Genomic DNA, 26,331 nt, shown 5'->3' on the forward strand with positions numbered 1-26,331 from the left:
ATTGCTGACGGTTCTTGATATTTTGGTGATGACCCATCATTAACGCTCGTGCTTGGTCTTGAGTACCCATGATTTTTGTCTCCTAGTATATGGAATTAACTGATTTAAAAAGGGTTGAAGTGCTTTAACTCATTGATGAGGAACTGCGATCGTAACTCATACTTGAATTGGAGTTAGGTTTCCCTTGGATGGTGCTATAGTAATCGCCCACATCGTCGATACCTACTTCTTGAGCCGAACGGTTGAGCATAGATTGCTGACGGTTCTTGATATTTTGGTGATGACCCATCATTAACGCTCGTGCTTGGTCCTGAGTACCCATGTTTTTTGTCTCCTAGTGATTTGAGTGGGTTTTTTACCCCACGCTTACTACTATACTATAAAATTCTGTAGTCTATTTTACAAAATGCCATAAGTTTACAAAATTTAACATTAGTTTCCGACCAAAAAGGCGATCGCATTGTGACAAAAAAGCCCCAGCCCGGTTAGTGGCTAGGGTTGAACGGATGATAGGAGAGTTGGGTCGGGGGTAGGGGAGAGCCTACATCACAGGTCGATAGACCCGATAGTTAATGTTGGGGAAGATATTATCGAGAGTTTCCACCTTTTGGAGCCATCCCGCATCAATTTTACCCACCTTGATATCCTCATAAATCTTGTTAAAGCGCATCAGATGGGATTTAGTCCGGCGCACAGCATAGGGAACCATAGTCCCGGAACTGATAATAAAAGCCCAGTCAGAGGATTGAGCCAGGAGCAATTCCCGCGCCGCCTGATTGAGAGCCCGCAGTTCCAACTCATTAAGAGCCTCTCGACAAGCCAGGGAAATCATGCGCTCTGTGGCTTTATGTAAATGTGGATATATCCAGGAGTTGGTATGGTTAAGCCAATATTCATGAAATCCCTTATAACCCCAACTAGACTGAGCCGGACGAGAGACTTGCTGGGTGGGGTAAGTCTGTAAATAATCAGCTAGATGGGTCATCGCGTAAACATCTTGATCAAACCAAGTCTTGCGGAACAGAAGATCTAGGAACCAAGGACCTTCATACCACCAGTGTCCGAAAAGTTCCGCATCATAGGGAGAGACAATAATGGGGGGGCGCTGCATAATCCCCTGTAGGTGTTCAACCTGGCGCTCTCGGTTAAACATAAAATTAGCGGCGTGTTCGGCGACTTTCTGTTTAGCCCAATAGGGGTCGTAGAGTTCTTTATCCGCTAGTCCTAAGTCGCGCCCAGTAATTTTGTGATATTTGATGCCCGTATTTTTCCGTTGACCGTTGGGCATGATATAGGGTTTAATATATTCATATTCAGCTTCCCAACCTAAATCTTTATAAAACTCTCTATATTCGGGAGAGCCGGGATATCCCACCTGGGAAGACCAGACCTGCTGGGATGATTCATGGTCGCGAGCAAAAACGGCGACTCCGGTTTCCGTAAAGATGGGGGCATAAGTGCCAAATCGGGGACGGGGTTGGGCGTATAGTACCCCGTGACCATCGGTGAGAAAGTAGCGTAAGCCACAGTCGGCGACAATCCTTTCCAAGCCATTATAATAGGCGCATTCTGGCAGCCAGATACCTCTGGGGGGGCGACCAAAGTTTTCTTCGTAGTGTTCGCAGGCGACTTGGATTTGGGCGTGTACCGCTTGGGGGTACATTTTCATCAGGGGTAGATAGCCGTGGGTGGCTCCACAGGTGATAATCTCTAGGTTGTTACTGTCTTGGAATTGCTTAAAGGCTGTAACTAAATCCCCGCTATATCTTTCCCAGAGGGTACGGGCTTGGGCAAATTCTTCAATATAATGTTTGGCTAGATAAACTAGATGGTCGTTATGTTGGTTGTGATCAACTTCTTTCTCGACCAATTCCTGGAGTTTGGCTAGGTGTTGGTCGTAGCGTTCTTGCAAAAGCGGATCGCGGAGCATGGACACCAGAGGAGGGGTCAGGCTGATGGTCATTTTGAATTCAATGCCATCACGTTTGAGTCCTTCAAACATTTGGATCAGAGGAATGTAGGTTTCGGTAATGGCTTCAAACAGCCACTCTTCCTCTAATACATAGTCACTTTCGGGATGCCGGACAAAGGGTAGGTGAGCATGGAGTACCAGGGCGAGATAGCCAATAGACATAATGATTTAGGGCAAATTAAGGATTTATAGGGAGTTAGGGTCCCGGTGGATTCACAATATGTTAAGATTTTAAATCACTATGGTAATCACAGGACAATGTTAATTGTAGCGAAATTGGTCGGGGGCGCTGTGATGAAATTGGCGATTTGGAAGCGATCGCCTGATTTCTTGGGGTGTCACATTCCCGTAAATGTGTTTTCACCCATAACTAGGGGGAAATATGCCGTAAAGGTTGACCCTTCGCCGATTTCACTGGCCACGGTGATGGCTCCTCCCATTAACTCACAAAATCTTTTGCTGATTGATAGTCCTAACCCGGTTCCTTCGTAGCGGCGGGTGGTGGAGTTATCCGCTCGCTCGAAGGGCTCAAAGATTTTGGTCATCTGTTCTGTGGTCAAGCCAATTCCCGTATCGATGACCTCAAAAGCCACCCCACCTTGTAATTGGTGTTCGTCATTAACTAAGACTGATGAGGCTAAATTTTCCCGCAGGTAGGCCGAGATTTTGGTGTCAAGCTGACCTATATAAATCACATTTAAGTTGACCAAGCCATTTTCTGTGAATTTGGCGGCGTTACTCAGAAGGTTAAGCAATACTTGTTTGACTTTGATGCGATCGGCATACATTCCCTCAACATCAGGGGTACAGTTGACTTTAAGTTGGTTATGATTTTTTTGGAATAATGGCTGCCCAGTGCTTCGATTTCTTTGATTAAGGTGGCAATATTAAAGTTTTCTAAGCAAACCGTCATCATCCCTGATTCTAATTTGGAAATATCTAAAATATCTTGAATAATAGTTAACAGATGCAGTCCTGATGCTCGAATTTGATCCAGGTCGGGAATAAAATCTGTATAGCCTAAATCAAAAGCATCTTCTCGCAACAGTTCGCTATAACCAATAATCGCATTTAACGGTGTACGCAGTTCATGACTCATACTGGCTAGAAATTCACTTTTCGCATGGTTGGCGCTTTCGGCAGCATCTTTAGCTCGTTGTAATTCAATTTGAGCTAATTTACTTTCCGTAATATCACGGATTATTGCCAGGACTTCATTTTCACCACTTACCACAATTCGGGATTCAAAATGATGGCGTTTTTCCTCAAAAAACCATTCATATTCAAATACTTGTACTTCCTGAGTGATTAGGGCTTGATTGACATTTTTTAGATAAAGATTAGCCAAATTATTCGGCAATAAATCATAAATACTCTGGTGTATATAGTCCAAAATTGACTTGATTAATTCACCCCCCCTAGATGCTTTAAAGTCTAAAACAAGACCTTCTTTATTAAATCTCAGCATTAAATCGGGTATGGCATTAAGCAAAGCTCTATTTTTGGCTTCACTTTTTCTGCTTCCGCTCGCAATTCTAAGCTAGTAATTAGTTGCTCCTTACTTTCTACCAAATCTCGCAATTGCTTAGTCATTTTGTTAAAAGAATCCGCTAAAACCTGGAGTTCGTCTTGGCTTTGTAGGTCGATTTTTAACTCTAAATCTCCGGCGGCTAATTCTTTGGTGGCGGCGGTCATTTGTTTAAGGGGTTCAGTAATTGAACGGCTAATTATTGAGGCGAGAAAAGCCCCGGCTATGGTGGCAATAATCGCAATAATTAAACCCTGATTGCGGACGGTTGCCATTTTATTTTCTAGGGGTTGGGTGGCAAGTCCGACACTGACAGCCCCCACGATATTACCGTTGAAGGCAACAGCTTTTCCTCCCAATAGTTGTTGATTTTGATACTGCCAATTGAACCGGGTTTTTCGGCTGTTTAGCAACTCCAAAGCCCAAGGTTTTAGGTCAATATCATTGGCAAAAATATCCGAGTTATAGACATCTGCAATTACCAGACCTTCGGATTGATATATATGACCGGAAACTAAAATTTGAGCAGTTCCCAGTTGCTCCATTAGTCGGGTGAGAAACTGAACGTCTGAAACCGCCAAAGGTTCAGCGGAGGCAATGGAGAGGGTTTCTAGTAATATATTAGCCTGTTGTTCTAATTCTTGTTTAAAACTTTGTTGCTGAAGCTGAAGGGAAAGCCAGGTGACGCTGGTTACTACTACAATGACTAACCCGGTCATGGCTATAGTTAGTTTTTTGACTAGCGAAACTCGTTTACCCTGAAACTTTCCCATCTAAATCACCTATTGTTAACCTAGTTATCAAGTTATATAAATTGGTAGTTACGGCGTTAATTTTGGCACACCAATTGGTGAGAACAATCATGGATAACTCACGAACAAAACTCAAAACACAGCCCCAAATTATAAGAGCAAGTTATTATTGGTGTATTGAACCCCCTATGCCTAACACCCTACACCCTGCCTCTAGGGGAATGCACACCTGAGATGGCTATAATTATTTTAACAGAACTTGGGAATTGGTTATGCTCAGGGGGTGAGTCCAGTTGATTCGGAAAAGTTCCGGTTTGGGTGAAATTAGCTGGAATGATTTGGGGGGGTTTCTTGGCTGGGTCGGGGGAGAAAAATATAAATTAGACCGGAAATTAAAGTGATGGCTACGGCGAGCCAAAATATGCCGATCGCAATTGTTTCCCAGACGGAGGGAAGGGGAGCAATTAATAAAGCAATGGCGACTATTTGCACAACGGTCTTGATTTTGCCAAAAAGGTTGGCTCCAGAAATTTGAGTTTGATTAACTCGCCACCCGGCGATCGCCAATTCTCTACCGAACATCAGAAACACCCCCCAGGCGGGAATTTCGCCGATTTCAATTAGTGCTAACAGAGGAGCTAATACCAGTAATTTGTCTACTAGAGGATCGAGGAATTTCCCTAAGTCTGTGACTTGGTTCAGTTTTCTGGCTAGGTAGCCATCTAGCCAATCGGTGGCGGCGACAATTAGAAAAATACCTAGACAGATCCAGCGATTTTCTGGGGTGGGTTGATGTAGAGTCCACAAGATAAAGGGAATCCCTAAGAGACGGGAGGTGGTGATTAATGTCGGTAAATTCATGATGACAATATCTCTGGGTTTGAATGGGTTTTTTAAAAACTATTCCCGTCGCCAAATTTTGATGGTGTTGTCACTACTACCACTGGCGATAGTCCGATGATTGGGACTGATGGCGATCGCATTAATATCTTTGGTGTGTCCTACTAGGGTATCAATGGCGCTTCCTTGGTCTAGATCCCAGATTTTGATGGTGCGATCGGCGCTACCACTAACTAGCAGGAATTTTTGGTCTTGGTCGGGAGATTGGATAAATGCAACGCTTCTCACCCAGTCTTCGTGTCCGGTTAAGGTTTGTCGGAGTTGCTGAGTTTCCAGATCCCATAGTTTGATCGTATTGTCACTACTGGCTGAAGCGAGGATTTGACCATCTCGACTAAAGGCGATCGCATTAATGTCCCGTTCATGTCCCAAAAGTTGCCCTTGGTGTTCCCCACTATTTACCTCCCACAGGTGGATAGAATTATCGCTACTGGCTGCTGCTAACAGTTTCCCATTTGGTGAAATGGCAATGCCATTAATCCCCCGTAAATGCTGTAAGTTGTGGAATAGTTGACAGGTGGAGAGTTTCCAGATTTTCACGGTTCCATCGTCACTACCACTAGCAATAATATCGCCTTGGGGACCGAAGGTGATAGACATGGAAACTCGATCAGTTTCATGAGCCGCAATGGCGATCACTTCTTCGCTGGTTTCTAGGTTCCATATATGAATGTGACCGTCACCACTACCTCCGGCTAAGAGTTTTCCATCTCGACTAAAGGCGATCGCCAAAATCGGTTGAGAAGAACCTAGTAAAGACATCATCCATTCCCCTGTGTCTGGTCGCCATAGTCGAATAGTGCGATCGAAACTACCTCCCGCCAAAATATTGCCATCTGGACTAAAGGCGACACCAGATACAGAACTCCAATAGTCGCTCAAAGTTTGGGGACGTTTCCAACTTACACTATTTTTAGCCGTCGGGATTTTAGGAGTCGGGAAGCTAACAGGTTGAGTAATCACGCTCAGTTGGTTACTGCGAGCATTCAAATCTTGCCGAACTTCTGCCGCTGATTGATAGCGGTGATTAGTCGCATCTTCAATTAGCCGATTCAGAATTTGTGTCAGTTCATCACTGATGGGATTATTCACTAAATAATCATGCCACACCCAGCAAAATTCTCCAGTATCAAATAAGTCAAACGGTGACATTTGCGTGAGTAGATTTAGACAGGTCACACCTAGACTATATAAATCACTAGCAAAGGTGGCTTTTCCTCGTAGCTGTTCGGGAGCAATATATTCCGGTGTGCCAATTATAGTTCCCGTGCGTAGTAAAGCACTACCGATCGCCTCTTTAGCTGCACCAAAGTCTACCAGCACTAATTGTCCGTTAGCAGAACGGATAATATTCTCTGGCTTGATGTCTCGGTGGATAATATTCTCCGAATGTACAAATTCTAGTACAGGTAATAAGTTGTTCAGTAGGTAACGGATTTGAGATTCATTAAATACTCCCCTCTTGGCTAGAATTTCCGAGAGATTATCCCCCTCGATGTATTCTAACACCATATACTGGATGTTGTCAATCTTAAAGTAGTTAAAAATCTGGGCAATTTGTGGATGTTTACCTAGACTTTGTAAACGGGTCGCTTCTAGCTCGAATAGTTCCGAGGCTTTATTGATACTTTCTCGCCCTTTCAATTGGGGGGAGAATTGTTTAACCACACAGGGAGAAGTGGCGGCATTTTGCTGATCTATGGCTAAATATGTGGTACTAAATCCCCCTTCTCCTAAGAGTTTGATGATGCGATATCGTCCAGCAATTATCTGTTCAGTTGTCATAGTTAGTTACCCGTGAAGATGAACAACAGTCAAATAGTGGAATTTTTCCTAATTAGGCAGATTTTAGCTAATTGTCTCGGTCAAATTGGGAGAAATCATTAAACCAACCTCGTTTCCAAAAAAAGTAAATTAGACTACCTGCCATAATTGCCATTAATGCTAGGGAGATGGGATAACCATAATACCATTTTAATTCTGGCATATTCCAAGGGGAAGTTGCCGGGTCAAAGTTCATTCCATAGACACCGACAATAAAGGTTAGGGGAATAAAAATGGTCGAGATGACCGTTAAAACTTTCATGATTTCATTCATGCGGTTTCCCATAGACGACAGGTAAATACTAATCAGATCTGAGGCTAACTCCCGGTAAGTCTCCAACATATCACGAATATTCACCGTATTATCATAACAGTCTCTCAGATAAACTCGCACTTTTTTACTGACTAATCTATTTTTGTCGCGAATCAGGATATTTAAGGATTCTCGCTGATACCAGATCGCGCGACGTAAAACAATCAGATCCCGTTTCGTTTTATAGATATTCTGCATGGTTTTTGATTGTGGCTGAAACAAAACCTCATCCTCTAAATCTTCTAGCATATCGCTATAGACTTCTAAGACTGGGAAAAATTCATCAATAATCGCATCTAAAATAGCATAAGCCAGATAGTCCGTGCCATATTTGGTAATATTGCCTTGATTTTGACGAATCCGATTTCTGACAGGTTCTAAACAGTCATACTTAGGCTTTTCTTGAACTGTGATCACATAATGTTCACCTAAAATAATACTAACCTGTTCTTTGTGTAGCTTTTGAGACCGGGGACTTAACATGACCATCCAAGCGATAATTACCACATGATCGGGATTATCATAATAGACAACTTTGGGGCGCTGAGGAACATTAACCACATCTTCTAAAGCAATGGGATGGAGGTTAAAAATTTCTGCCATTTGTCGCCAAGTCTCTAAGTTTCCTAACCCTTGTATATCTAACCAGGATATACATTCAGAATTATGATAACGAGTATATTCTGACGGACTGTTAATGATAGTACGCATAGCAGTGGTCTGGCTGTACTCAATTACCACCATTTGAGGGGAAACTGCATCAGTTTTCAGATCCAGGGTTCCGGGGAGGGTTCCGGGTTGGTCAAAAAAATAATCTAACTCTGATTCTTCTTCCTCGTCTTCGGTGATTTCTAATTCCGGGTCGGGACTAGATGGGGGTTTGATATTTGAGGTCATAAAATATACGATCGCCAAAAAATACTATGATCATTATTGTATCGAAGTTTAGATATCAGATCATAGTTGATGGATGACCAATTGTTTAAATTATGGTTAAGTTATCTCAGATGCACTCAGGACGCAATACCACCGCCAGTAGTTGCGTCCCCATTTGTGGCTTTCAAGAATTGGCGATCGCTAATTGTTGTTGGAGAGATTGATGATAACTAGCAGATTGCCAATTGATGGCTTGTTTAATTTGTGAAACCCGCAGATTTAGTGCCTGACTAAAATCAGCATCTTCGATATTAGCACCCTCAAAAATCGCGTGGTCAAAATCTACCTTACCCCAACTAATCCCCGCTAAGTTAGCATTAGTTAGATCCGCACCTTTGAGATTAAGATAAAATGACTTTTTGGAAAAATTAGTCTCCATGATACTGTCTCCCCAGATTTTGTGCTTTGATATAGCAGCCACCAGGACAGTTATTAAACAGACCACTCCCCCCCAGGGTAGAGGGATTTTAACTCTTGATTCCCGATTCCCTGCTATGGCTTCCATTATGCGGCAGATCACCAACAGTTGCTGTGATATTTAGCCTAGAGATTAGTAAACTTAGTCAATGTTGAGAGTGACTGAGGTATACTAAAGACGGTGATCTAGATCAATACTGTTGTAAAATGATCATGGCATCGGAGATTTTAAGTAGTACCAGGGGTGCTGGGTATCAGGACAGTGCGGAAACTGTGCTAATTGGATACCCAAAACTAAACTAATGATTTGATACTTGAGCTATAACTAAAAATAAAGTGTAAAGGAAAATCTTACCATGACGACAGTAAATGATGTTCTGCGAGTGGCGGTGGCGGAGGTAGGCTACACGGAATCACCCCCCAACAGTAACCAAAATAAATATGGTCAGTGGTATGGTATGAATCATGTGCCTTGGTGTGCGATTTTCGTGTCCTACTGCTTCGATCGCGCGGGTCTGACTCTACCAATTCGCACCGCCAAAGGATTTGCCTATTGTCAAGATGGAGTACACTGGTTTCAGAGACAAGGCCGATGGTTTTCTCAGCCACAGGTTGGGGATGTGGTATTTTACTGTTGGCGGGGGGACGGCATTTCTGATCATGTGGGAATTGTAGAAACTATTCATTCTGATGGTAGTGTCACCAGCATTGAGGGTAACACAGCGGTTGGTAATGAGTCCAATGGCGGAGCAGTGATGCGTCGCCAACGTCGTCCTGGGGTGATTATGGGTTATGGTCGTCCGGCTTATAAACAACAGCCTACACCAGCATCTACCACTCAAAACACTACTCCAACTTCTCCGACTCCTGAAACCCGTCAACAAACCCCAACTGAGACAGTCCCAGAATATCACCGCAACCTTTTAGATGCTTTGACTCGGCGTGATTCTTCTTCTTAAACGGTTATTAATTCTGGCTAATTGGGGATGTTATGGTGTCTCAAATTTAAGAAACTGGGTTTGTTTGAGACACCGGGTTTCTGGGGTTAGCAATGAGCTATAATGATGCTATACTTAGAAGACAATTGTATCAGGGTTTGGGGTGATGAATGCTGATTCTCAGGGTGGGGGGAATAAAACATCTGATGATTTGTTGATTCAACACTGGGTGAAACGGGGTGTTGAGTTGCAGAATGCGGCTAGGTTTGAATGGGCTTTGTCCTGTTTTGTCAAGGCTTTAGAACTCGATCCAAATCGGGTTAGCATTTGGTATAAGGTGGGGAATTGTTGGCAGAATTTGGGGCTGTTTGAAGATGCGATCGCCTCTTATAATGCCTGTTACCAACGCTCCCAAACTCAACAGAATCAATGGTTACAGGCGGCTTCCCAATTATGTTTGGGTCGATGTTATGTTTCCCTTGAACAACAAGATGAGGCGGTTTCTGCCTATTCTTTGGCGTATCAGTTATTTGGTCAGTTTGAAAATAATCCCCATATTCAGGAAGCGTGGGATTATCTGAATGGGGTGGGGAATTGTTGGTTAGATCAGAAGAATTACCAGGCATCAATTCCATACTATCAAAGATTGGTAAAACTTGTCAAGTCGGTTAATAATTCGCAACATTTAGGCTGGGTTTGGCATGGTTTGGGGCGGGGTTTTTCTGGGGACTGTTTGGATGAGTTGGCGTTGGAATGTCATCGGCAAATGTTGGGGATTTCCCGGAATTTGTCGGATTGGGAAATGGAAGGGACGGCTTTATATTGGTTGGCTTGGGAAAGCTGGACACTGAAAAAATTGGCAGATGCGATCGCTTATTATGAAAGTGCGATCGCGGTTTATGAGGGACGGGAAGAGGGGAAAGGGTGGGTTGGCGTTATTTTAGACTATTTGGCTAATTTATATCAGCAAACGGAAGATTTTGAGAAGGCGATCGCAGTTTTAGAAAAGCGCTTGGCGATCGTCCGAGAGAGTCAGGATAAGTCGGGTGAGTATGGGCTTTTATATCAAATCGGGGGAGTATATTATCATCAACTCAAGGATTACAACGGGGCTTTTGATTATTATCAATCGGCTTTGGAAGTGGCACAGGGTTTTACGGAAAAACAACCCTTATCTGAAGCGAATGCTTATTATATGTTGGGGTTGGTTTCGGATAGCCTGAATAAATCAGAGGATGGGATTTCCTATTTTGAGAAAGCGATCGGCTATTATGAACAAGATGACTCCCAGCAGCAATGGTTCGTTAAATCTCTGGATTATATCGAAAAGTTATCTGAAAAAATCGGGGATTCTGAAAAGTTAATAGCGGTAGCAGAAAAACGGTTAATCCTACTGGGAGAAGGGGAGGATAAATCGGGGAAGTATTCCCTAGTCTATAAGATAGGGGGTTTGTATTATCAACAGAAAAATTATAGCCGGGCTTTTGATTATTATCAATCGGCTTTGGAGGTGGCACAGGGTTTGACGGAAAGGCAACCCTTATATGAAGCTAACGCTTATTATATGTTGGGGTTGATGTGTGAATTTTTAGGAAGGTTAGAGGAGGGGTTAGCTAATTATCGCGAAGGGTTAAGGCTGTATAGTGAATTAGGCAATCAAGAATGGGTTGATTATAGTCACCAAAAAATCAACAGTTTAGAGGAGTTGTTAGGCCGTCGTGCATCGGCTTCTCGGTCTGAGAGGGACCCCCAGCTTGATTTTCTTTTGAATGTTTTGCAAGCCACGGCAGATAGTAATGGCGATGCGAAAGTTGTTTATCCCCTACTTGAACAAAATCTCGATCAACTCAATGAAAATTTAGCAGATATTTTGAGAACCTGGGCAACTGCTAGGTTTAAAGAAGTTCCTACAGAAACGGCTATATTTATGGCCCTAGCTATTTTGTTATTTGGCAGTTTAATAGCAAAATTCCCGTCAGGTCAGCGCGCCGATAACCTGGAAATTGCGATCGCTTGCTATGAAGCGGCTTTAGAAGTATATACCCGCACCGCCTCTCCTGAACAATGGGCAATGACGCAAAATGACTTGGCAATTGCCTACTGTAACCGCATTCGGGGGGAACGGGCCGAGAATCTCGAAATGGCTATCGATTACTATAAAGCGGCTTTACAAGTATATACCCGCACCATTTATCCCGAAGATTGGGCAATGACGCAAAATAACTTGGCAAATGCCTACTTATACCGAATCCGGGGGGAACGGGCCGAGAATCTCGAAATGGCTATCGATTACTATAAAGCGGCTTTACAAGTATATACCCGCACCATTTATCCCGAAGATTGGGCAATGACGCAAAATAACTTGGCAAATGCCTACTTATACCGAATCCGGGGGGAACGGGCCGAGAATCTCGAAATGGCTATCGATTACTATAAAGCGGCTTTACAAGTGAGAACCCGCACCACTTATCCCGAAGATTGGGCAATGACGCAAAATAACTTGGCAATTGCCTACAATAAACGTATCAGGGGAGAGCGCGCTGAAAATCTGGAAATTGCTATCGCTTGTTATGAATCGGCTTTAGAAGTGAGAACCCGCACCGCCTATCCCGAAAACTGGGCAATGACACAAAATAACTTGGCAATAGCCTACGATGACCGTATCCGGGGAGAGCGTGCCGAGAATCTTGAAAAGGCGATTAGTTGCTATGAAGCAGCTTTAGAAGTATATACCCGCACCATTTATCCCGAAGATTGGGCAATGACGCAAAATCTCCTGGCAATTGCCTACAATAAACGTATCAGGGGAGAGCGCGCTGAAAATCTGGAAATTGCTATCGCTTGTTATGAATCGGCTTTAGAAGTGAGAACCCGCACCGCCTATCCCGAAAACTGGGCAACGACGCAAAGTAACTTGGCAACTGCCTACCGTAACCGGATCCGGGGAAAGCGCGCCGAGAACCTGGAAATTGCTATCGCTTGCTATGAATCGGCTTTAGAAGTGAGAACCCGCACCGCATATCCTGAAGGTTGGGCAGACACAAAAAATAACTTGGGGGTTGCCTACTCTGACCGCATCCGAGAAGAACGCGCCGAGAACTTGGAAAAGGCGATCGCTTGCCATAAAGAGGCTTTACAAGTATATACCCGCACCGCCTATCCCGAACTATGGGGAATAACGCAAAATAACTTAGCAAATGCCTACTTATACCGAATCCGGGGAGAGCGCGCTGAGAACCTGGAAATTGCCATTGATTGCTATAAAGCAGCTTTACAAGTATATACCCGCACCGTCTATTCCGAACTATGGGGAATAACGCAACGTAACTTGGGGCTTGCCTACTCTGACCGCATCCGAGAAGAACGCGCCGAGAATATTGAAAAGGCGATCGCTTGCTATAAAGAGGCTTTAGGAGTGACAACCCGTCGAGCTTTCCCTTACATTTATTTAATGACATCATTTAATCTAGGACTCGCTTATAAAGAATTAAAACAATGGCAACTCGCTTATGATACCTTTGATAATGCCATTGAAACCCTCGAAGATATCCGAGCAGAAATTGTTAAAGGGGGAGATGCAGATAAACAGAAATTAGCCGAAGAATGGCAAGGACTTTATCAACGAATGGTGGAAGTTTGCATCGAACAGAAAAACTATACCGCCGCCATAGAATATGTCGATCGCAGTAAAACCCGTAACCTGGTTGAACTATTAGCAACCCGTGACCTTTACCCGAAAGGCGATATTCCCCAAACCGTCCTCGATGAACTCACCCGCCTGCGTCGAAACATCGAAACGGAACAACGTCGCCTGGAAATTGAAGAACGCAACCGCGACAACTTTGGCGGCGGAACAATGGGAGAACGCAGCGCCAATATCACCACCGCGCCAACTTCACCGCCAGACCGCAGCCGCCTAAACCAACTTCAGCAACAACTGGATGATTTAATTAATAATAAAATTACCCCCATTGACCCCGACTTCCGCCGCACCCAAAAGGTTCAGCCTATGCCTTTTGCAGAAATTCAAGCCTTAACAGGGGAAAATACCGCGATTTTAGAATGGTATATTTTGAGCGATCGCTTTTTGGCATTCATCGTCACACCCCCCACAAAACCCACGGGAACCAACGGGGAAACGGTGACACTCTGGCAGTCCAGTAAAGAGGATTATAACCAATTAGTCAATTGGGCTAATGGCTACTTAAACGCTTATCGAAACCGCACCAGTCAAGATTGGAAAAATAGCCTGATTTCCCGCCTGCAAAAACTGGGGGAAATTCTGCATATCAACGAACTCATGGCGACTATCGAGAAGACGGCTAAAAAATGCGATCGCCTGGTTCTCATCCCCAACCGCTTCCTGCATTTATTCCCCCTTCACGCCATCCCTATCTCCGTATCGGGGGGAGATATCACCTATTTAATGGATCGATTTTCCGGCGGGGTTAGTTATGCCCCCAGTTGTCAACTTCTGCAAACGGCAAATAATCGCGATCGCCAGAATTTTTCGGAACTTTTTGCCATCCAAAACCCCACGGAAGATTTAGAGTTTACCAACTTAGAAGTTCGGAGGATTTCCACCTCTTTTAATCCCCAGACTACTTTGGTCAAAAAACAGGCAACCAAAACCGAGTTAAATTCTCAACAAAAAACCACCCTTAAAACGGCTCATTGTCACCATTTTTCCTGCCACGGTTATTTTAACTTTGCCAATCCCCTACTGTCTGCTTTATTACTCGCCAACTGCTACCTACAACCACCCCCCGACCCTATAGATCGCAGTCGTCATCTCCCCCTTAATAATAACAACACTGTTGATTTAAGTCAATGTTTAACCTTGGGGGATGTGTTTACTTTGGACTTGCGTTGCTGTCGGTTGGTGACGCTTTCCGCCTGCGAGACGGGGTTGATTGATATTCTCTCTAACAGTGATGAATATATCGGTTTACCCAGTGGGTTTTTGGTGGCGGGTTCGACTAATGTGGTGAGTTCCCTTTGGGCGGTTAGTGATATTTCCACGGCGTTATTAATGATTCGGTTTTATGAGATTTTTTGGGAGGTGAAAAATGTGGCGATTGCTTTAAATTATGCCCAAAATTGGTTAAGAAATGCCACGAAAACTGAGTTATTAAATTGGGGACAATCCTTTTTAGACAATGTTCAAGAAACGGAAATAGAATTGATGACCGACAATCAGCCTTTTAGTTCTCCCTACTATTGGGCGGCATTTTGCGCCGTGGGTAAAGTCACATAAACCCGGTTTCTTTGATAAACTGAGTTTCTCAATTATCCTCACTTAAAATACTTGCTAAAATTTCTGGAGTCAATCCATTATCAACTGCTTTTTTTCCGATTTCTGTCATGGTTTGACGTAGCTTGATAATAGCTGATGCTTGGGAAAGCATTTGATTTTTTAGCACAAAAGCAATCTTCGTCTCTATCTGTAGCTTTTCGAGTTCGTCAGCATTGCGATAATGTTCTGCTATATCAATCGGAACTTTAATGGTAATTTCTTTTAAGTCGGTCATATTACTTGCCTCAAAGCACTATAGAAATGGGAAATTTTAGGGGTTAATAAAGCTATAGCGCTTCGGTGGATTGGTGAGGTACTTTTCAAAGCCCCTCTCCCTTCTGGGAGAGGGGTTTGGGGTGAGGGCTTTACCTCATGAGTCTGAGAACCGCTATAATTTTAATTTGGGCGACACCACTTCCCCTATTCTATAGCAATCCTAAATGATTTGTAACATCTGTCTTCTCCCCTCTCCCTTTCTGGGAGAGGGGTTGGGGGTGAGGGTCTTCCACGACTGGTTTAGAACTGCTATATCATCTTTGATTACCAATTGTCTACTTCAGAAACTGGGTTGATGAATACCCTAAATGTGATATCATTGATTAGATAAAGTGTTTAACTATCAGTCCTATGTCTAGCTATCAGAAAAACTTACAATGCTTTGTCCAACTCCTACAGAAACAGCCTCAATTATTTAACGACTCCCAACATCAAGAACTACTTGATTTAATTGAACCGCTACCAGATGATATTGAAACTCTAGCTGACGCGATATCAGGTTGGTCAAAAAAGTATGATGATATACGCGCGGCTTATTTACACATCTTGAAAAACTATAATTCTGAACCGGAGTCAGAACCCAACGATCAACGTTTATTCGGAACTACTAACCTATCTTCAACTACTAGCCAACCTCGAAGCACTAAAGAGTTATTAAAAAATAACATTCTGCAAAGTCAGCCAACTAACCAAACTCCCCCCAAGAAATCATCAACTGATAATTAATAGATGGTCGCTGAGACTCAGTTAGAGACTGTTAAAAACCCCAAACTAACCTTAATCGCTTTCCAATTGCGAAACACTTTGCAGTCAGGAAATGACCCCATTAACACATCAGACCATCTGTGGGAAAAATGCCGGGAGTTGGGAATTAAGTTGGGTTCTCCTCAGTTAAAAAACTTGATTAAACAACTCCAGAAACCTGACGGAAAAATTGGCTTTGCTTCAACGGATAATAACTCGAACAGCGACCATATCCCACTGTTGAAACCTGACCCCAATACCTTTTTAGATTTCTATGGTAAACCCGGTGTTAATTCTCCTCAAATTAAGGGAGGAGTGTATCCGGTGCAAATTCATGATACCTACGCTGTTGATATTACTTTGTATCGACCAGAAGCAGTTGTGAAAGTCTCCGAATTGCAGACATTTCTCAATCCCGACTACTGCTTAAATCCCGATTTTATTAACTCAGATTTGGGACAAACTCTGCTGTTTTGGGCTGAACCTATGGGGGCGGAAAATCAAAGCGATTTTATCAATAGTTGTATTCGGGGATTATTTCCCCCCACAGAAGCGGAACTTTTATTAAAACATCCCCCCGGTGAGGGTCAGTTATTCGGGAGTCCGATTTTTGAATATCAAACCCCTACAATTCATCTATTAATCTGGTTGAATAATTCCCCCGAAACTCAACAGTTAGAAAGCCAAGGGGGATATTATGAACCCTTGATTAATCTATTATGTTGTCGCCATAAAATCCTCTATGCTTATCGCCAGTCCCGTTGGTGTTATCAACAGGCGAAACAACTCTATCAACAATTGTCCCCCCATCTCCAAACTATTCAGGAATTACCAGAAACCACCCGGCAAAAACTCGATATTTTAAAGCAGGAATTGACTAAACTACCCGGACTATCTTTTGAGTATTTTAACTATATTCAACAGATGAAAATTCACTTAAACACCATTGAAACCAACCTAAGAAACTATCAAACCTGTGTTAAAAACCTGGAAAATATTGCCATACCTGAAGATAACTTACCTTTTTTGCAGGAGTTTCAAGCCAAAGCCAGAAGTATATTTATCGAACAAATAGAAGTCGATTTAGAGTATTTAATCCCCGGACAAGAATTGTTTTCAGAACTGATTAATACTATTCGCGGACTGGTGGAAATTGAACAAACAGAATGCGATCGCTCTTTAGAACACACCATTCAAATTTTAGGGGCGGGACTGGGTGCGGGAGGTATTGTCGCCTCGGCGGTTTCCGGTGATATTGAACGGGGATTCCTAGTAAAAAATGACCAACATCAATATATGTTAAATCCCGGAATTTCTGCCTTATTTTGGAGTCTGTTAGTCTTTGTGGTGGTCGGCGGTGTCGTCGGTTATGTCAATGGTGGGTTAATTGAGTGGTATAATAGTTACTTGAAAAAGCGGTAATTATCAAGGTTGAGGGATTTAATGTTTTTTTAACATTTTCCCATTGACAAATGCCCTTTGATAGCATACTATGGTAATCAGACTATGGTAAGTTCAAAAATGCAGCGTATTTCAATCACACCTCGTCCTCACTGGAAAGATAAGTGCGACGAGGTGGGATTTCATTTCTACGAAATCGATGGATTGTATTGGAACGAAAGCGTTTGTTACCAATTTACCAGCGAACAAATTGATGAAATAGAAGCGGCTACCCAGGAACTACACGAACTCTGCTTAGAAGCCGTTGATTGTATTGTGTCCGAACAGCGTTATCAGCAACTGTCTATTGACCCGGATTTTTTTGAGCTATGTTGTCGGTCTTGGACGCGGGAAGACCTCAGTTTATACGGTCGGTTTGACTTGGCTTATGATGGCGTTAACCCCCCTAAATTACTCGAATATAATGCCGATACTCCCACGGCTTTGTTAGAAGCCAGTGTGGTACAATGGATGTGGTTAGAAGAGGTTTTTCCTGATGCTGATCAGTTTAACTCAATCCATGAAAAACTACTAGCCCAATTACAGGCAATTTACCAAACTTTACCACCCCGCAGAAGGTATCTACATTTTACCTGCGAACGGGATACTGAGGAAGATTTGGGGACTGTTGAATATTTAAGAGATTTGGCGATGCAAGCCGGTTTTGAAACCAAACATTTGTATATAGATGAAGTGGGTTGGGATTCTGATCGGATGTGTTTTTGTGATTTGGAATATCAGCCAATTGAGTTAATGTTTAAACTCTACCCTTGGGAGTGGATAGTTGATGATGAATTTAGCGAGTTTCTTCTCCGTGAAGCGATGCAATTGCTAGAACCACCCTGGAAAATGATTCTTAGCAATAAGGCTATTTTACCCATTCTCTGGGAGTTATTCCCAGATCACCCTAATTTATTACCTGCTTATTTCGATTCTAGCCCCCTGCGACATCCCTACATCAGTAAACCTATTTTCTCCCGAGAAGGTGCTAATATTAGCATTTACTATGGCGATCGCACCTATCAAACCCAGGGTATATATCAAGATGTACCCGTCATTTATCAAGCCTACTTTCCCCTCCCAGAATTTCAAGGCTGTTATCCCGTGGTGGGTTCCTGGGTTATCGGTGACGAAGCAGCCGGGATTGGTATTCGAGAAGATCGTACCCCCATAACCCAGAATACTAGCCAGTTTATCCCCCACTATTTTATCTAATCTTCAAGTTTGTCTTGCCAGCATAAAATAGCTTCCTTAAACTCATTAAGGGAGATAGTTTCGATGGGTTCATCATCTATAATCAGATTCTCAATCGTCACATTTTGGGGGGATAAACTCACATAATAAGCATTACCAGAACAGATACAATCAGCCATTTCGCCATTTTCTAACGCGGCAATTTGAGCGCATATATGCTTAATATATTCGCAGTTATCCTGCACATCCAAAGTTAAAAACTCCACCACCCGGCGGTGGGCGTTACTTTTTTTTCCCCACTCTGACCAATCCCAATTAGTTTGAATACTCATCTTGACAACCTTAAAGGAAATCCTGTGTTAATTTTACCATCATTATTAGTAGCGCCAACAACGATGTATCGACTGCCATCATTAGCGTTACAAAACCGATTATCTCCCCCATCACCAGGGCTATTATAGCCACACAAAGCCCAATTAGGAGCGCTAGAAGGACATGATATGGTATTGGCGGCGGCGTGACCAATGGAGTTAATCACCTGTGTAGCACTACAGCGATCGGGAAACATAGTCGAAAATTTCCTTTGTTGAGATGACCCTTGATAAGTCCATTCTCCTGCATAAATACCCTGACTATTGGGGGCTTGGGTAATGTTAAATCCGCCAACAGTTGCGGGATTTCTTCCCTCCGGACGCGAATGAAATCCTACCAGTCTTCCCCGTTGATTCAACTCTCCACAAAAAATGTGTGTATGATTAACTTGTCGGTTATTATAGGCTGTCACCCAATTACTGGAATTTGAACAGTTAACGGCTTGTCCGGGTCCACAACCCGCAAACACAAACACAGCTACTGTTGATATAAATAACCCTAAGATATTGATGAACTTTGCGACTTTGCGCCTAGGGTTTTTGGTCGTCATAAATTCTCCTGTTAATTTGAGAGATTTGGTTGATGATTATTATGACTATTATATGATAATATGATTTCAGGCAATTGTCAAGGTAAATATAATGGGGCTGTAATTCCCAGCCTGTAAACGGTATTCAGAAATTGTTGGCTAAAATGAGCGATCGCCTGTTGGTTAAAAAATTGACCCCTTTTCCGTTGCAGTTTCTCCCCACTGTAATTATCTCTTTATTAGCATTGATATTATGGGGATGTTCTCCGCTGGGGATAACACCAACACCCACCTTAGTGCAACAAGGCTTAACCATACAGATCCAAGAAATCCATCGACAACTCAAGTTACAATCTGATTTTGCTAGTTCCCCCCAATCATTTAAAATCACACGGGTAAACATCTCGAATATGGAACCAATAATGATTAATAACCTGCCAGGATTTAAGGTTGAGGGAACCTATAACCTAAGTGTAAAATTTAGCGATCGCTGGTGGCGGGAACAGCACAACCGATTTCAGATTTACCTACAAAGACAAGCCCAAGGCAAAATCTGGAGATTAGCGCGTTTAGAAAAGCAGACCAATCGATGGTCTACTATGCCAATTCCCCATCGACGCTTTTAGGGATATCAGCCTGATTAATCAGAACTTATCCTAAACGATGATTACTTTCCATCTCCCAGGGAGATTGTTCGGATTTACCATCAGTTAACATCGGATTCTGGCTAGGCTTTAAAACCGATTTAATAGTCCGCAAAAAACGATTAGGTTGACTAGACTTCATCGCCTGACGTTCTTGGACTTTTTTCGCCAAATGTCGCATAACCGAGGCATCTAATTCATCAATAAAGTGTTCCGCAATCCGTTCTCCCACACATTCGATCGCCTCCGAATATTGAGCCATTAATAGGTCAACCGTAGCCGCCGCACCATCCACGATTTCATCATCAGAGTGAGCAGTAGTTTCCGCCGATGAATTAGGGGGAGTATAGGAATTATTAACAGGTTGTGGAGGTTCAGAAGTGGGACGAGAAGGACGACGGTTAAGTAAATTTTGATATTCATCAATAGTCATCCCCAAATTATGAAGGTGATGATGAACATGATCAAGCAAATCTATTTCTTGAGGGGAATAGGTGCTACGACTGCCATTTAATCCGTGCAGTGTTGCCCAGGTTCTCAGGAGGCTAGTATCATTAATGTGATATCGGTCTAATAATTGAGTAGTGGTTAAATCGGTCTCCGGGGTAGGCTTAAAATCACTCATGTAAACTTCTCCTTAAAACTAGATCTCAGACAACCAGACCAGGGTTGAGACCCACCAGAGTCCGTTAGAAATCATCCCTGACCCCGGTGGGGCTTCATCGCTACGAGATAGCTTATCATCAATAGGGCCGTGTCGTTCAAATTTTATGTAAATTTTAAGTTTTTATGGTACAAATGAACAGAGGGCTTTTTGATATTATCTGTTTGAGAAAACTGCTATGCCAATCTACGATTATTTGTGTCCTAGCAATAACCGCAAGATTGAGGTTATGCACAGTATCAATCGGGAGGTGAAAACCTGGGGCGAGGTTTGTCAGTTAGCGGGTTGTGAAGTGGGGGATACCCCAGAAGATGCACCCGTCCGTCGCCTGTTGGGTTCACCCATGCTGTCTATTCCCACTTCTAATGCTGATTACAGAAATGCGGGGTTTACCAAGCTAGTCAAGCGAGATAAGGGTGTTTATGAGAATGTGACCGCCCAAGATTAATCGACTCCTAAATTAGTATCACTATGGATTAACCCTCTCCTACTAATGGGAGGGCTAATCCTGGTTAATCATTTTCTCGGTAGATTAACCTTATTCACAGTATGAATTTGCCAATCTGGGCTAGTTTCTGGGTAATCTAGGCGGTAATGTCCCCCTCGGCTTTCCTGGCGATAGGCGGCACTTTGCAGAATCAAATATCCGATATCTAACAGGTTGAAAGTTTCCGCCAAGGCTTTTAAAGTTTTGCCAGCTTCAGGAGATGATAACTGCATATTTTGCCAAGGGTTCATGGTCAGTAAATATTTACTGATTTCTAATTTTTGCAACTGCTTGCGCCAATTAAAAATAATCGGGATAGCTGCTTCTAGGACGGTTTGGGTCCGACAAATTCCGGCACTTTCCCACATCAAAGCCGCCAAACTGTGGCGAATTTCCTCAATTTTCTCTAATTCTTGAGCATAATCAGATTTACCTTGCACCAATATCATCGAAGGTGTATAATCGATATATTCATGGTCAGTCAAATCTATTTCAATTTTGGATAATTGAGAAGCAAAAACCAAACATTCCAATAGGGAATTACTAGCCAAACGGTTAGCGCCGTGAACTCCCGTGCTGGCAGTTTCTCCAATGGCATATAACCCTGGCATAGAGGTACGATTCATTAAATCACAGGTAATACCTCCCATCCAATAATGGGCAGCAGGGGCTACAGGCATAGGTTCATTAAAGACATCAATGCCCCAATTTTTACAGACGTTAATAATATTCGGAAAACGATGGCGAATTTTATCTGGTGGTATGGGTCGCATATCCAAATATACATTATCCTCAGCGGGGTGATCTGAGGTTTTTTGTAGGTGCATAAAAATCGCCCTACTGACGACATCTCTAGGGGCTAATTCCCCGGCTGGGTGATAGTCAAAGGCAAAACGCCGCCCTTGGCGATCGATTAAATGAGCCCCTTCTCCTCGCACAGCTTCACTAATTAAAAAATGGGGTGCGCCGGGTTTCATTAAGGCTGTGGGGTGAAATTGGAAAAATTCTAAATCTCGGACAGCAGCCCCCCCTCGCCATGCGATCGCAATGCCATCTCCGGTGCTAACTTCAGGGTTAGTAGTTTTGGCGAAAACTTGACCGCCGCCACCAGTGGCTAATACCACAGCCTTAGCTTGTAGCCAGCGAATTTGACTTTGATACAGGACACTAACACCCTGACAGCGCCCAGTTTGAGGATTTGGCCATATACTTAAAGCGATCGCCCCAGAAACCACCTGAATATTAGGGCGTTTTAATACCGTAGCCATGAGGACATCAACGATCGCCCTTCCCGTAGTGTCGCGGGAGTGGAGAACCCTAGGACAAGAGTGGGCGGCTTCTAGGGTAGTGGCTAATTTTTCTCCAGCGCGGTCAAAGTCCACACCCAAATTCACCAAAAACTCGATCGCCTCCGCCGCATGGTCTACCAAAAACTGTACAGCTTGGCGATCGCATAATCCCGCCCCCGCCTGTAAGGTATCCTCTAGGTGTAATTGTGGCGTATCTGGGGGATAAATAGCCGCCGCAATGCCCCCCTGAGCCCAGGGACTAGAGCCACTTCCCAGACTATCTTTAGTAACTAAACCGACGCGGAAATGAGGCGGAAGGCAAAGACTGGCATAGAGTCCAGCCGCACCACTTCCCACCACAATGATATCAAATTGATTAGGAATTTCCTCCGCCGACTCCGAGAACTCCGAAGTGGGGTTGGGGTTATGTTTCATGCTGTTAAATTCGACGCTTCCAACGAGTATATCGATTCTTTTCTGGAATTTCAGCAATTGCCGAAAAAAGCCTAGGGCCATGACCACAATCAACCTTAGACCAGAGACAGGGGAATGGGTAGCAGTCCCCATTACCTATTACCCCAATTATTGAGTTGGCATTTTTACCAAGAATTTACCATTGTCAAAAACAAAAGTTTGCCCCCGTTTAATAAACCCTTTAAAGCCATCCTGTTCAGCATTAGGGAGGGGACCCGGTGGGTAGTGATACAGCCAAATTTTATTTTTAATCTTGTCCGGTAGGGTCATAAGTTCCTGATAGTGAGCATGAACTCCTCCCGTAACTGGAGCCGTATTGCAATCATGAAAAATGAGATTTGCACTCTCATAAAAACCCTGCAATTGCTGGGGACAATACTTAGTATCCGTAGTCAAAAATACCTCAACTCCCGCCACCGAGAAACTCAGACCATAACTCGGAACATCCTGATATTTGTCTTGAATATGAATAGTAGGAACCAAAGTAAAATCAACCCCTTCCCAAGTAAAACCAGACCCCGGAGAAATCGGTTCAATATCAAAATAGGTTTCTAAGGTAGCGAAATCATCTTCAATAGAAGTCATACTTCCCGCCAGACAATTATTCCAGACCAGGTCAGCAAGTTCTTGGCTCAGGTAAAGTTTAGGGCGTGAGCAGTTAGGATCAAATTTAGTCGTAAACCCCATATATTCCAAGCCTCCCGTATGGTCAGCATGGATATGGCTAATATAAATATCAGTAACATCTCGATAAGACCATCCCAACTGATACAGAGAATGCCGCAGATCACTCCCACAGTCAATCAACAGTTTCCGATTATTTTCCGCTACCAGCATCATATTAGATTGAAAGTTATCAGCCCCTACGGTAAAGGCTGAACCCGAACCTAAAAATATTAGCTTCATGAGATGATCAGGTCGATGGATGTTCAAATTTAATCATATAGCCGAGGGAGATCTGACTAAAACTTAGATGGGGGGATCTGTTCAACTTTAATCAAACCCTCCATTACTGACCTAACAATGGGAGCCGCCACTAATCCACCACTTCCCCCTTCTGGTTCATCTACTACCGCTACCACTACATAGCGAGGATTATCTACCGGCATAATACCAACAAAGCTGGTAATATAAGCCCCCTGATAATAACCACCGGTAGAACTAGCTTTTTGAGCAGTTCCGGTTTTTCCAGCAATGCGATATCCGGGAATGTGGGCATTTTTACCAGTGCCATCAGTCACTACAGTTTCCATCATTTCTAAAACGGTTTGGGCGGTTTCGGAGGAAAAAACCTGTTCCGGTTGGGGGATGGAAGTTTGTAAGTAGGACTGTCCCTGACTATTAAACAACCCTTGTACTACATGGGGTGTCACTAACTTACCACCATTGGCTAAGGTAGCATTGATTTGAGCTAATTGCAGAGGAGTAATTGATAATCCCTGGCCAAAGGAACTGGTAGCAATCTCAATGGGTACATTTACAAAATCCTCTGCACTTTTCAGCAGACCAGTAGCCGCAAAGGGTAAGTCAACATTAACGGCTTTCCCCATACCTAGGCGCTGTAGACCCTGATGATAAACTTTTGGGTCCAGGCGTTGCACAATCCGCACCATGCCGATATTACTGGAATATTTGACGATATCCGTAATCGACACATTCCCCCTAGCACCTGCGGAACTATAATCGGCATTAGAGATAGTCCAAGGGCCGATCTGAATGCTACCCTCATCATTAATGTAACTATCTGGTGCGATCGCCTTAGCCTCCAAAGCTAAAGCCACTGCTATCGGCTTAAAGGTAGAACCGGGTTCGTATAAATCCGTCAAAGCCCAATTTTTAAATAGTTCCTTGTCAAAGTTATAGTATTGATTGGGATCATAAGAAGGCTCATTCACTAACGAAAGTATAGAACCATCTTCGGCATCCATCACAATCACAGTTCCCCGCTTCGCCTTAAAAGCCTCTACCTGTTCAGCTAGGGCGCTGCGGACAATGCGCTGCATACGAGAATCAATGGTTAGCCGCAATTCTAGGTCATCCATTTGGATGAAACCCCCAGCCAGTTGAGAGGGAACCCATGCGCCATTTACCGCCCTTTGAAACAGCAGGGAAGGCATACTGCGTTTAAGCAGGTTTTCCTGACTATACTCAACTCCCGCTTGACCTCGGCCTTCTTTGTCTACATAACCCACAACATCAGCAGCTAAATTTTGTTGGGGATAAAGTCGCCGCCGCTCAGGAATTAATTCTAAGCCATCAATCTGTAATCGGAGAATCCTCCGCCTCATTTGTTCTGATAAACTATCAGCTACCTTTAGACCACTCTGGGCTAAATTAAATAAATTCAGCAATTCCTGAGCCGTGGGGCTGCTTAGATCCGGATTAACCACTACTCCCGCTAGTTGCTGGGCGATTTCCTCTGGTGGGCTTTTAAACAAAACTGGGTGAGCATATAGGGTATATACCTGCTGATCAAAAGCCAGAATTGTACCATTGCGATCGCTAATCGGACGACGGGGAATAAACGGTAGAGAACGCTGTTGTTGCTGATATTCAGCTTTTTCTTTCAGAAAAGGACCGTCGATGATTTGCAGACGAAACAGTTGCACTACCAGCCCCAAAATTCCCGCCAGTAGGATTAACCACACCAGGTATAGCCGAAAGGGAGTGCATTTTACTGACTTAATTGGCCCGCCCTCCCCCTTCGAAGATCTCCTAGAACCTAATGGTGGTTTATTTCTCGGGGGATGGTAAACACTAGCAGAACCTGGCGATCGCCCAGCGCCTCGGAACGAGAATCGCTTCTTGATTCGGCCCCCTTTGGCTTCACTGAGACGACCCGAAGAAAAACCTGATTTATGCGATCGACTCGAACCAGAAGAATAATCAGAAGAAGCCATTGGCTATTTTACCTGCTAACATTAATCCAACTGATCTTCCCCCCATTGCGCCCCTCCCATGGTTAACAACCATCAGAGCGTGTTAACTATAAACCCTTATCCTAACAGCGATAGCGGGTTATTACTCAACCCAATAACTATGCCTAGTTACTCAAATGTTACTCACAATCTAGTCCTAGCATAGGAAAATAATTCTGTCAATAGGTTGATTACTCAGTCAATAAGCACAACTTAATCAATCTGTCAAATGCCTACTATCTCCCCCTAACCAAACACCGATAGGGTAACTCTCTCGTGATACCCGTCAATGGCAAGCCTATCGGTTCGTTCCTCACCATTGACTGCTATCACATCGTTCGTTTCCCCAATAGTGCTTGTTTCGGTTAGGGGGAGGGTATGGCTCAAATTTCAAAACCCATAGGGGTAGTCAGATTATTGGTGA

The 26,331-nt window shown here is 43.5% G+C and carries 23 protein-coding genes; 7 read left to right on the forward strand and 16 right to left on the reverse strand.

The window, feature by feature from the left end; translation table 11 throughout:
* Positions 1-124: 124 nt before the first annotated feature.
* The 9 genes from P5674_RS13430 to P5674_RS13470 form a co-directional block, all read right to left on the reverse strand.
* On the reverse strand, positions 125-322 hold the full coding sequence (locus P5674_RS13430; RefSeq protein ID WP_006668917.1) for a hypothetical protein: 198 nt from the start codon (positions 320-322) through the stop codon (positions 125-127).
* 219 nt (positions 323-541) lie between these two features.
* Positions 542-2,134 carry a glycoside hydrolase family 57 protein gene (locus P5674_RS13435; protein WP_006617728.1) on the reverse strand — a complete coding sequence of 531 codons (1,593 nt, stop codon included), beginning with the start codon at positions 2,132-2,134 and terminating at the stop codon, positions 542-544.
* A 176-nt stretch (positions 2,135-2,310) separates the two neighbouring features.
* A complete protein-coding gene (locus tag P5674_RS13440; protein ID WP_014274209.1) occupies positions 2,311-2,760 on the reverse strand; it encodes an ATP-binding protein in 450 nt (149 codons plus the stop codon).
* Positions 2,712-3,440 carry a sensor histidine kinase gene (locus P5674_RS13445; RefSeq protein ID WP_231852073.1) on the reverse strand — a complete coding sequence of 243 codons (729 nt, stop codon included), beginning with the start codon at positions 3,438-3,440 and terminating at the stop codon, positions 2,712-2,714. Before P5674_RS13445 ends, P5674_RS13440 begins: the two co-directional genes overlap by 49 nt.
* Complete coding sequence (locus tag P5674_RS13450; RefSeq protein WP_014274207.1) at positions 3,440-4,273, reverse strand: HAMP domain-containing protein; 834 nt, start codon at positions 4,271-4,273, stop codon at positions 3,440-3,442. The genes P5674_RS13445 and P5674_RS13450 overlap by 1 nt, the downstream gene beginning before the upstream one ends.
* 303 nt (positions 4,274-4,576) lie before the next feature.
* On the reverse strand, positions 4,577-5,113 hold the full coding sequence (gene pgsA, locus P5674_RS13455) for a CDP-diacylglycerol--glycerol-3-phosphate 3-phosphatidyltransferase (RefSeq protein WP_006617727.1): 537 nt from the start codon (positions 5,111-5,113) through the stop codon (positions 4,577-4,579).
* A gap of 39 nt (positions 5,114-5,152) precedes the next feature.
* Positions 5,153-6,937: a serine/threonine-protein kinase gene (locus P5674_RS13460; protein ID WP_006617726.1), complete on the reverse strand. Its 1,785-nt coding sequence runs from the start codon at positions 6,935-6,937 to the stop codon at positions 5,153-5,155.
* Between the two features lie 67 nt (positions 6,938-7,004).
* Positions 7,005-8,204, reverse strand: a complete 1,200-nt coding sequence (gene corA / locus P5674_RS13465; protein ID WP_014274206.1) for a magnesium/cobalt transporter CorA — start codon at positions 8,202-8,204, stop codon at positions 7,005-7,007.
* A 145-nt stretch (positions 8,205-8,349) separates the two neighbouring features.
* Complete coding sequence (locus tag P5674_RS13470; protein WP_315670039.1) at positions 8,350-8,646, reverse strand: pentapeptide repeat-containing protein; 297 nt, start codon at positions 8,644-8,646, stop codon at positions 8,350-8,352.
* A gap of 352 nt (positions 8,647-8,998) precedes the next feature.
* Here P5674_RS13470 and P5674_RS13475 point away from each other — a divergent pair, with 352 nt between their 5' ends.
* Positions 8,999-9,601: a CHAP domain-containing protein gene (locus P5674_RS13475; protein ID WP_006617723.1), complete on the forward strand. Its 603-nt coding sequence runs from the start codon at positions 8,999-9,001 to the stop codon at positions 9,599-9,601.
* Between the two features lie 145 nt (positions 9,602-9,746).
* Positions 9,747-14,837, forward strand: a complete 5,091-nt coding sequence (locus tag P5674_RS13480; RefSeq protein WP_315670040.1) for a CHAT domain-containing tetratricopeptide repeat protein — start codon at positions 9,747-9,749, stop codon at positions 14,835-14,837.
* A gap of 28 nt (positions 14,838-14,865) precedes the next feature.
* On the opposite strand, the gene P5674_RS13485 is transcribed toward P5674_RS13480, so the two are convergent.
* Entirely contained in the window at positions 14,866-15,111 is a 246-nt protein-coding gene (locus tag P5674_RS13485) for a hypothetical protein (RefSeq protein WP_006617957.1), read from the reverse strand.
* Positions 15,112-15,503: 392 nt separating this feature from the next.
* Here P5674_RS13485 and P5674_RS13490 point away from each other — a divergent pair, with 392 nt between their 5' ends.
* The 3 genes from P5674_RS13490 to P5674_RS13500 all read left to right on the forward strand — a co-directional run bounded on the left by P5674_RS13490 (position 15,504) and on the right by P5674_RS13500 (position 18,551).
* Positions 15,504-15,878, forward strand: coding sequence for a hypothetical protein (locus P5674_RS13490; RefSeq protein WP_006617956.1), 375 nt, complete (start codon positions 15,504-15,506; stop codon positions 15,876-15,878).
* 3 nt (positions 15,879-15,881) lie between these two features.
* Positions 15,882-17,318: a hypothetical protein gene (locus tag P5674_RS13495; RefSeq protein ID WP_006617955.1), complete on the forward strand. Its 1,437-nt coding sequence runs from the start codon at positions 15,882-15,884 to the stop codon at positions 17,316-17,318.
* A 99-nt stretch (positions 17,319-17,417) separates the two neighbouring features.
* Positions 17,418-18,551 carry a glutathionylspermidine synthase family protein gene (locus P5674_RS13500; RefSeq protein ID WP_006617954.1) on the forward strand — a complete coding sequence of 378 codons (1,134 nt, stop codon included), beginning with the start codon at positions 17,418-17,420 and terminating at the stop codon, positions 18,549-18,551.
* On the opposite strand, the gene P5674_RS13505 is transcribed toward P5674_RS13500, so the two are convergent.
* Both P5674_RS13505 and P5674_RS13510 read right to left on the reverse strand, forming a co-directional pair.
* Complete coding sequence (locus tag P5674_RS13505; protein WP_006617953.1) at positions 18,548-18,862, reverse strand: hypothetical protein; 315 nt, start codon at positions 18,860-18,862, stop codon at positions 18,548-18,550. The two genes, P5674_RS13500 and P5674_RS13505, sit on opposite strands and share 4 nt — an antisense overlap.
* The gene (locus P5674_RS13510; protein ID WP_006617952.1) at positions 18,859-19,452 is read right to left on the reverse strand and encodes an EndoU domain-containing protein; all 594 of its coding nucleotides are present in this window, start codon (positions 19,450-19,452) and stop codon (positions 18,859-18,861) included. The genes P5674_RS13505 and P5674_RS13510 overlap by 4 nt, the downstream gene beginning before the upstream one ends.
* A gap of 131 nt (positions 19,453-19,583) precedes the next feature.
* Here P5674_RS13510 and P5674_RS13515 point away from each other — a divergent pair, with 131 nt between their 5' ends.
* Positions 19,584-20,057, forward strand: a complete 474-nt coding sequence (locus tag P5674_RS13515) for a hypothetical protein (RefSeq protein WP_231852071.1) — start codon at positions 19,584-19,586, stop codon at positions 20,055-20,057.
* 25 nt (positions 20,058-20,082) lie between these two features.
* Here the strand turns inward: P5674_RS13515 and P5674_RS13520 are convergent, their stop codons facing one another.
* Entirely contained in the window at positions 20,083-20,700 is a 618-nt protein-coding gene (locus P5674_RS13520) for a hypothetical protein (protein WP_006617950.1), read from the reverse strand.
* A 217-nt stretch (positions 20,701-20,917) separates the two neighbouring features.
* Here P5674_RS13520 and P5674_RS13525 point away from each other — a divergent pair, with 217 nt between their 5' ends.
* The gene (locus P5674_RS13525) at positions 20,918-21,187 is read left to right on the forward strand and encodes a zinc ribbon domain-containing protein (protein ID WP_006617949.1); all 270 of its coding nucleotides are present in this window, start codon (positions 20,918-20,920) and stop codon (positions 21,185-21,187) included.
* A 68-nt stretch (positions 21,188-21,255) separates the two neighbouring features.
* Here the strand turns inward: P5674_RS13525 and nadB are convergent, their stop codons facing one another.
* From nadB to P5674_RS13540, 3 genes are all read right to left on the reverse strand, one after another.
* Positions 21,256-23,031, reverse strand: coding sequence for an L-aspartate oxidase (gene nadB, locus P5674_RS13530; protein WP_014274202.1), 1,776 nt, complete (start codon positions 23,029-23,031; stop codon positions 21,256-21,258).
* A 66-nt stretch (positions 23,032-23,097) separates the two neighbouring features.
* Complete coding sequence (locus tag P5674_RS13535) at positions 23,098-23,895, reverse strand: MBL fold metallo-hydrolase (protein ID WP_006617947.1); 798 nt, start codon at positions 23,893-23,895, stop codon at positions 23,098-23,100.
* A gap of 56 nt (positions 23,896-23,951) precedes the next feature.
* Positions 23,952-25,889, reverse strand: a complete 1,938-nt coding sequence (locus tag P5674_RS13540) for a peptidoglycan D,D-transpeptidase FtsI family protein (protein ID WP_035737973.1) — start codon at positions 25,887-25,889, stop codon at positions 23,952-23,954.
* Positions 25,890-26,331 lie beyond the last annotated feature (442 nt).

Source organism: Limnospira sp. PMC 289.06 (genome assembly GCF_032350395.1).
Taxonomy (GTDB): domain Bacteria; phylum Cyanobacteriota; class Cyanobacteriia; order Cyanobacteriales; family Microcoleaceae; genus Limnospira; species Limnospira platensis.

Bases quoted from the DNA above. Each gene is read 5' to 3' on its own strand.
- P5674_RS13490 (WP_006617956.1), top strand. From the start codon at position 15,504: ATGTCTAGCTATCAGAAAAACTTACAATGCTTTGTCCAACTCCTACAG.
- P5674_RS13480 (WP_315670040.1), top strand. From the start codon at position 9,747: ATGAATGCTGATTCTCAGGGTGGGGGGAATAAAACATCTGATGATTTG.
- P5674_RS13500 (WP_006617954.1), top strand. From the start codon at position 17,418: ATGCAGCGTATTTCAATCACACCTCGTCCTCACTGGAAAGATAAGTGC.
- P5674_RS13430 (WP_006668917.1), bottom strand. From the start codon at position 322: ATGGGTACTCAGGACCAAGCACGAGCGTTAATGATGGGTCATCACCAA.
- P5674_RS13540 (WP_035737973.1), bottom strand. From the start codon at position 25,889: ATGGCTTCTTCTGATTATTCTTCTGGTTCGAGTCGATCGCATAAATCA.
- pgsA (WP_006617727.1), bottom strand. From the start codon at position 5,113: ATGAATTTACCGACATTAATCACCACCTCCCGTCTCTTAGGGATTCCC.
- P5674_RS13510 (WP_006617952.1), bottom strand. From the start codon at position 19,452: ATGACGACCAAAAACCCTAGGCGCAAAGTCGCAAAGTTCATCAATATC.
- P5674_RS13440 (WP_014274209.1), bottom strand. From the start codon at position 2,760: ATGTATGCCGATCGCATCAAAGTCAAACAAGTATTGCTTAACCTTCTG.
- P5674_RS13520 (WP_006617950.1), bottom strand. From the start codon at position 20,700: ATGAGTGATTTTAAGCCTACCCCGGAGACCGATTTAACCACTACTCAA.
- P5674_RS13435 (WP_006617728.1), bottom strand. From the start codon at position 2,134: ATGTCTATTGGCTATCTCGCCCTGGTACTCCATGCTCACCTACCCTTT.
- P5674_RS13445 (WP_231852073.1), bottom strand. From the start codon at position 3,440: ATGCTGAGATTTAATAAAGAAGGTCTTGTTTTAGACTTTAAAGCATCT.
- P5674_RS13475 (WP_006617723.1), top strand. From the start codon at position 8,999: ATGACGACAGTAAATGATGTTCTGCGAGTGGCGGTGGCGGAGGTAGGC.
- nadB (WP_014274202.1), bottom strand. From the start codon at position 23,031: ATGGCCCTAGGCTTTTTTCGGCAATTGCTGAAATTCCAGAAAAGAATC.
- P5674_RS13505 (WP_006617953.1), bottom strand. From the start codon at position 18,862: ATGAGTATTCAAACTAATTGGGATTGGTCAGAGTGGGGAAAAAAAAGT.
- P5674_RS13450 (WP_014274207.1), bottom strand. From the start codon at position 4,273: ATGGGAAAGTTTCAGGGTAAACGAGTTTCGCTAGTCAAAAAACTAACT.
- P5674_RS13535 (WP_006617947.1), bottom strand. From the start codon at position 23,895: ATGAAGCTAATATTTTTAGGTTCGGGTTCAGCCTTTACCGTAGGGGCT.
- P5674_RS13460 (WP_006617726.1), bottom strand. From the start codon at position 6,937: ATGACAACTGAACAGATAATTGCTGGACGATATCGCATCATCAAACTC.
- P5674_RS13485 (WP_006617957.1), bottom strand. From the start codon at position 15,111: ATGACCGACTTAAAAGAAATTACCATTAAAGTTCCGATTGATATAGCA.
- P5674_RS13525 (WP_006617949.1), top strand. From the start codon at position 20,918: ATGCCAATCTACGATTATTTGTGTCCTAGCAATAACCGCAAGATTGAG.
- P5674_RS13495 (WP_006617955.1), top strand. From the start codon at position 15,882: ATGGTCGCTGAGACTCAGTTAGAGACTGTTAAAAACCCCAAACTAACC.